General features: G+C 64.8%; 4 protein-coding genes. All 4 read left to right on the forward strand.

What is annotated here, in order from left to right:
• Window positions 1-1,053, forward strand: a 1,053-nt coding sequence (locus tag AC2VOG_RS17590) for an amidohydrolase family protein (protein WP_486941132.1), incomplete at its 5' end; no start/stop codon positions are given.
• Window positions 1,050-2,288 (forward strand): M24 family metallopeptidase, encoded by a 1,239-nt coding sequence (locus AC2VOG_RS17595; RefSeq protein WP_486941133.1) that lies wholly within the window; start codon window positions 1,050-1,052, stop codon window positions 2,286-2,288. The genes AC2VOG_RS17590 and AC2VOG_RS17595, both read left to right, overlap by 4 nt.
• Complete coding sequence (locus AC2VOG_RS17600; RefSeq protein WP_486941134.1) at window positions 2,288-3,418, forward strand: M24 family metallopeptidase; 1,131 nt, start codon at window positions 2,288-2,290, stop codon at window positions 3,416-3,418. Before AC2VOG_RS17595 ends, AC2VOG_RS17600 begins: the two co-directional genes overlap by 1 nt.
• A gap of 5 nt (window positions 3,419-3,423) precedes the next feature.
• A partial coding sequence (locus tag AC2VOG_RS17605) for a CaiB/BaiF CoA transferase family protein (RefSeq protein ID WP_486941135.1) occupies window positions 3,424-4,812 on the forward strand: 1,389 nt, incomplete at its 3' end.

Here is a 4,812-nt window from a genome sequence, read left to right on the forward strand (position 1 = left end):
CACATCTCGATCGCCGACGACATCTTCTACAACCGATTCCCGGACGAGCTCAAGGAGAAGGCGCCGCGGATCTGGTATGAGGACGGCGCTTATCAGGTCGGCCGCAAGGGACAGTCGTTCCTGCCCGGGGACTTCAGCGCGGTGCTGATGCAGTACGACGACCTGCCCGGCGCCGCGAGCAACAACATCGAGGCCCGCATCCAGGAGCTGCGTGAAGACGGCGTCGAGAAGGAAATCGCCTTTCCCAATGCGATTCTCGCGCTCTTCCACTACCCGGACAAGAAGCTGCGGGAGCTGGCGTTTCGCATCTACAACGAGTACATCGCCGAGTTGCAGGAGAAGTCCGGAGGACACTTCTACGGTGCGGGTCTGATCAACTGGTGGGATCCGGCCGGCGCCAAAAGAACCCTGGCCGAACTGAAATCGCTGGGCCTCAGGACATTCCTGCTACCGCTGAACCCCGGCAAGGACGACGAGGGCAACGTCATCGATTACGGCAGCGACGCCATCAAGCCGGTATGGGACGAGATCGAAGCCGCCGGGCTTCCGGTGAGCCACCACATCGGCGAGACGCCGCCCAAGACGCCCTGCCAGTTCAACAGCGTCGTCGTCGGCATGATGATCAACATCGACGGGTTCCGCGAGCAGTTCGCCAAGTATCTGTTCACCGGAATTCTCGACGACCACCCGAGTCTGCGGATCGGCTGGTTCGAAGGCGGAATCGCCTGGGTTCCTTGGGCTTTACAGGATGCCGAGCACTTGGTGGCCTCGTATCAGCACATGTTCAACCGGCCGTTGCGGCATGACCCGCGCTACTACTGGGACAACCACATGAGCGCATCGTTCATGGTCGATCCGCTCGGGCTCCGGCTGATCGACCAGATCGGTGTCGACAAGGTTATGTGGTCCAGCGATTATCCGCACAACGAAAGCACTTTCGGCTATTCGGAGAAATCGTTGGCTTCGGTGGTCGACGCGGTCGGACCGGAGAACGCCGCCAAGATCGTCAGCGACAACATCACCAGGTTCTTGGGGCTGCAGGCCCCCACATGACGACTCTGTCACCGACACTGAATTCGGCGCTGGACATTCCGGACACGCCGGACATCGAACGAATGCGCCGCGAGACCGGCACGCGGTTGCGCTCGGCGATGGCCGACCGTGGCGTAGAAGCCTTGATCCTGTTGGGCAACAACAGCGTTGTGTACGCCACCGGCGTCAGTTGGCCACTTAGCGACGCCGGGCTGTCCTACGTCGAGCGACCCGTCGCGGTGGTACTCGCTGACGACCCGCACCCGCACCTGTTCCTGCCGTTCCGCGAGGGTGCATCGTCGGAATCCGGTCTGCCTACCGACCACCTGCACGGACCGGTGTATCTCGAATTCGACGAGGGCGTCGAGAAATTCGTGCGGGTGATTCACGAACTCGTGCCGCCCGCAGCCGTCATTGCGGTTGACGAACTCACCGGGGCCATGCGTCGAGCCCAGTCGCAGCTGTTCCGGTCCGGCCCGCCGGCCGATGCCGCCCAGGTTGTCGGCGCCGCCAAGCTCATCAAAACCCCGGATGAAATCGCTTGCATCCGAACCGCAGTGAAGATCACTGACGCGGCTATGGCCGATGTGCAGACCGCGCTCGCGCCAGGCATCCGGCAGATCGACCTGTCCGCGGAGTTCACCCGCCGAACGTTTGAACTCGGCGCGATGGCCAGCATGCTGGAGCCGATCTGGCAGGTGATGCCCAAGTTCAAAGCCGACGGGGTATGGACCACACACGGCGATCTGGCGTTGCCGCTGTTGACGACTGAGCGGGAACTGGCCGCCGGCGATGTGTTGTGGACCGACGTGAGCATCACCTACCAGGGTTACTGCTCCGACTTCGGCCGCACCTGGCTGGTCGGTGACGAGCCGACGCCCCGGCAGCACGCTCAGTACTACCGGTGGCAAGAGATCATGGACGCCGTAATGGGCGTGGTGCGCGCCGGTGCGACCGTTGCAGATCTGGGCAGGACGGCGACGGAAGCCAACGGCGGCACCCGGCCGTGGCTGCCGCACTTCTACCTGGGGCACAGCATCGGCGTCAATGCCGCCGAAACACCAATGATCGGAACCGATCTCGGTGACGAGTTCGATGAGAAATTCGTCCTCGAGCCGGGCATGGTGATGGTACTGGAACCGGTGGTGTGGGAAGAGGGCACCGGCGGTTATCGCAGTGAAGAGGTCGTTGTCATCACCGAGGACGGGCACATCCGGTTGACCGACTACCCCTATGCGCCGTACGGAGAATGCTGATGTCCACCGAGGTTCTGGCCGATGGACGGGCGCTGCGCACCGGCCGCCGCGAGCGCGCGCTGGCGCAGATGGAAAAGCGCAACCTCGACGTGCTGGTGCTCGGGCGGCAGGCGAATGTCCGCTATGTGTCCGGCGCACCGCAGCTGTGGGTGGCGGGAACCAGGCCGTTCGGCCCGACCTGTGTAGTGGTGCGTGAGACCGGGGCGATTCACCTGCTCAGCACTTGGGACGAAGGCGTGCCGGACGACATCCCGCACGACAACTTGTACGGTATCGCCTGGAACCCGATGAACACCATCGCGAACTTGCAGCGCATCGACGGTGCGGCGACCGCGAAACGGGTTGGTACCGATGCCCTTTCGCCGAGTTTCGCGCAGCTGCTGCCGATGGCGTTCCCGAATGCGGAGCTGGTCGACGGCGAGCTGGCGATGCGTGCGGCCCGGCGGATCAAGACGCCCGAAGAAGTCGTCGCGCTGCGGGAGGCCATCCGGGTGGCCGAACTCGGTCTGGCCGCAGCGGTGGCTGAATTACGGCCTGGCATCAGTGAAAAGGCTTTGGCCGGCGCGCTGTTGGAGGCGATGGCAGCCGGTGGGGTCAGCACCCCGTCTACCCAGGACGCCGCCTGGGTGACCGCGTGCGACCACCCGTGGCGCCGGGCCAACCCAGACGGCTTGGTGCACGAGGGTGACCTCGTCGCCTTTTCGTCTGGAGTTCTCGACGGCGGTTACACCGGAGAGGTCGGCCGCACCTGGCCGGTCGGCGACGTGGCGGGTTCCGACGATTTGTACCGACGCTGGGATGCGCTGTGGGACAGACTGTATGAAGCCTGCCGACCGGGAGCGCCCGCGCTCGACCTGCTGGCCGCCTACCAGGCGGCCGGCGAAGAACTGCCACCGATGCCGATCGCGCGAGGCCTGGGCCTGGGATTCGACCCGCCTGTGGTCTCGCAGCACCTACCGGCAACCGCCGCCGAAGAACAACTGGAGCCGGGCATGGTGCTCGCGGTCACCGGTTACGTCTGGGAGTCGGGCGTTGGCGCGGTGTTCGGGCGAGAGGCGGTGTTGATCACCCCCGACGGCCCCGAGGTACTCACGTCGAGTCCCTTTTCGAACGTCGCGGTCGGCGCCTGACCACGATGCTCGGCGATACGGGCCCGCTGAACGGCTACACCGTCGTCGAACTCTCCACCGGAGTTGCCGGCGCCTACTGCACCAAGTTGCTGTCCGACGGCGGGGCCCAGGTGATCAAGGTCGAGTCACCGCAGGGCGATCCCTTACGCCGATGGTCAGTGTCGGGAGCCGACATCGAAAATGGCCGCGACGGAGCACTGTTCGGTTTTCTGGCCGGATCTAAGCACAGTGTGGTCGCCGACCCAGACATCGACGCTGCACTGGTCGACGACCTGCTGGCCGCTGCGGACGCGGTGGTGTGGTCACGGGGTTCCACGGTGGCCGACGCCTTCAGACCGGCCGCACTGCGCGAGTCGCATCCACACCTCGTCGTCACGTCGATCACCCCGTTCGGGCTGGACGGCCCGTGGCGCGATCGCCCGGCGACAGAGTTCACCCTGCAGGCGTGGTCGGGTGGCATCGTCGGCCTCGGCCGCGGATCCGCTGATCGCGCTCCGGTATTCGTGGGCGGCCGGGTCGGTGACTATATCGCCGGCGCGTACGCCAGCGCCGCGACGATGGCGTCACGGATGCGGCAGTTGGAGACCGGCACCGGTGAGTTATTGGACCTGTCGATGCTCGAAACGCAGATCCTCGGTCTCACGTACTACCCGGTCACGTTCTTCCAGATGCTCGGAAGGCCTTGGCGGGACGCCAGGAAACTCACTATCCCCGGAATCGCCCGTGCCAAAGATGGTTTGGTGGATGTCGGATGCGGGACCGCTCAGCAGTGGTTCGACCTGTGTGCGATGATCGGCCAGCAGGACTGGATCGACGAGGACTCGCCGCTGTCGATCACCGAGATGGCCAATCAAAAGTCAGCCGAGATATACGCCTGGTTCGAGAACGAGAAGGCCGACGACATCCGCGAACTCGCCGCCGCTTTTCGGATCCCCAACGCACCAGTGGCCAACGGCGCTAACATCACTGAGATCGAGCATTTTCGGCGCCGAGGCTCGTTTGTCGCCAACCCGCGCGACGGGTTCAGCCAGCCGGCCCACCCGTACCGGATGCGGCCCGCAACGCTCGTCGCGCCGCGACCGGCGCCGCGCCTGGGTGAGCACACCGCGGACTACCGGAAGTCGGGTCCGGTCGGACCCGGGCGCTTCGTGGCCAAACCCGCGGAGCGGTTGCCGTTCAACGGCATACGGATACTGGATCTGACCACCTTCTGGGCCGGCCCGAGTTGCACGCATTTCCTGGCGATGCTGGGAGCCGAGGTAATCCACGTCGAGTCCACGCGCAAACCGGACGGCACCCGGCTGATCGCCGGCATCCCGGTCACCGAGGACCAGTGGTGGGAGAAATCGCCGATCTTCTCAGCGTTGAACACCAACAAGAAGGGCATCACGCTC

The sequence above is a fragment of the Mycobacterium sp. TH-M11 genome (genome assembly GCF_057473725.1).

Excerpts from the sequence above, each read along its gene's own strand:
- AC2VOG_RS17595 (WP_486941133.1), top strand. The coding sequence starts at position 1,050 with ATGACGACTCTGTCACCGACACTGAATTCGGCGCTGGACATTCCGGAC.
- AC2VOG_RS17600 (WP_486941134.1), top strand. The coding sequence starts at position 2,288 with ATGTCCACCGAGGTTCTGGCCGATGGACGGGCGCTGCGCACCGGCCGC.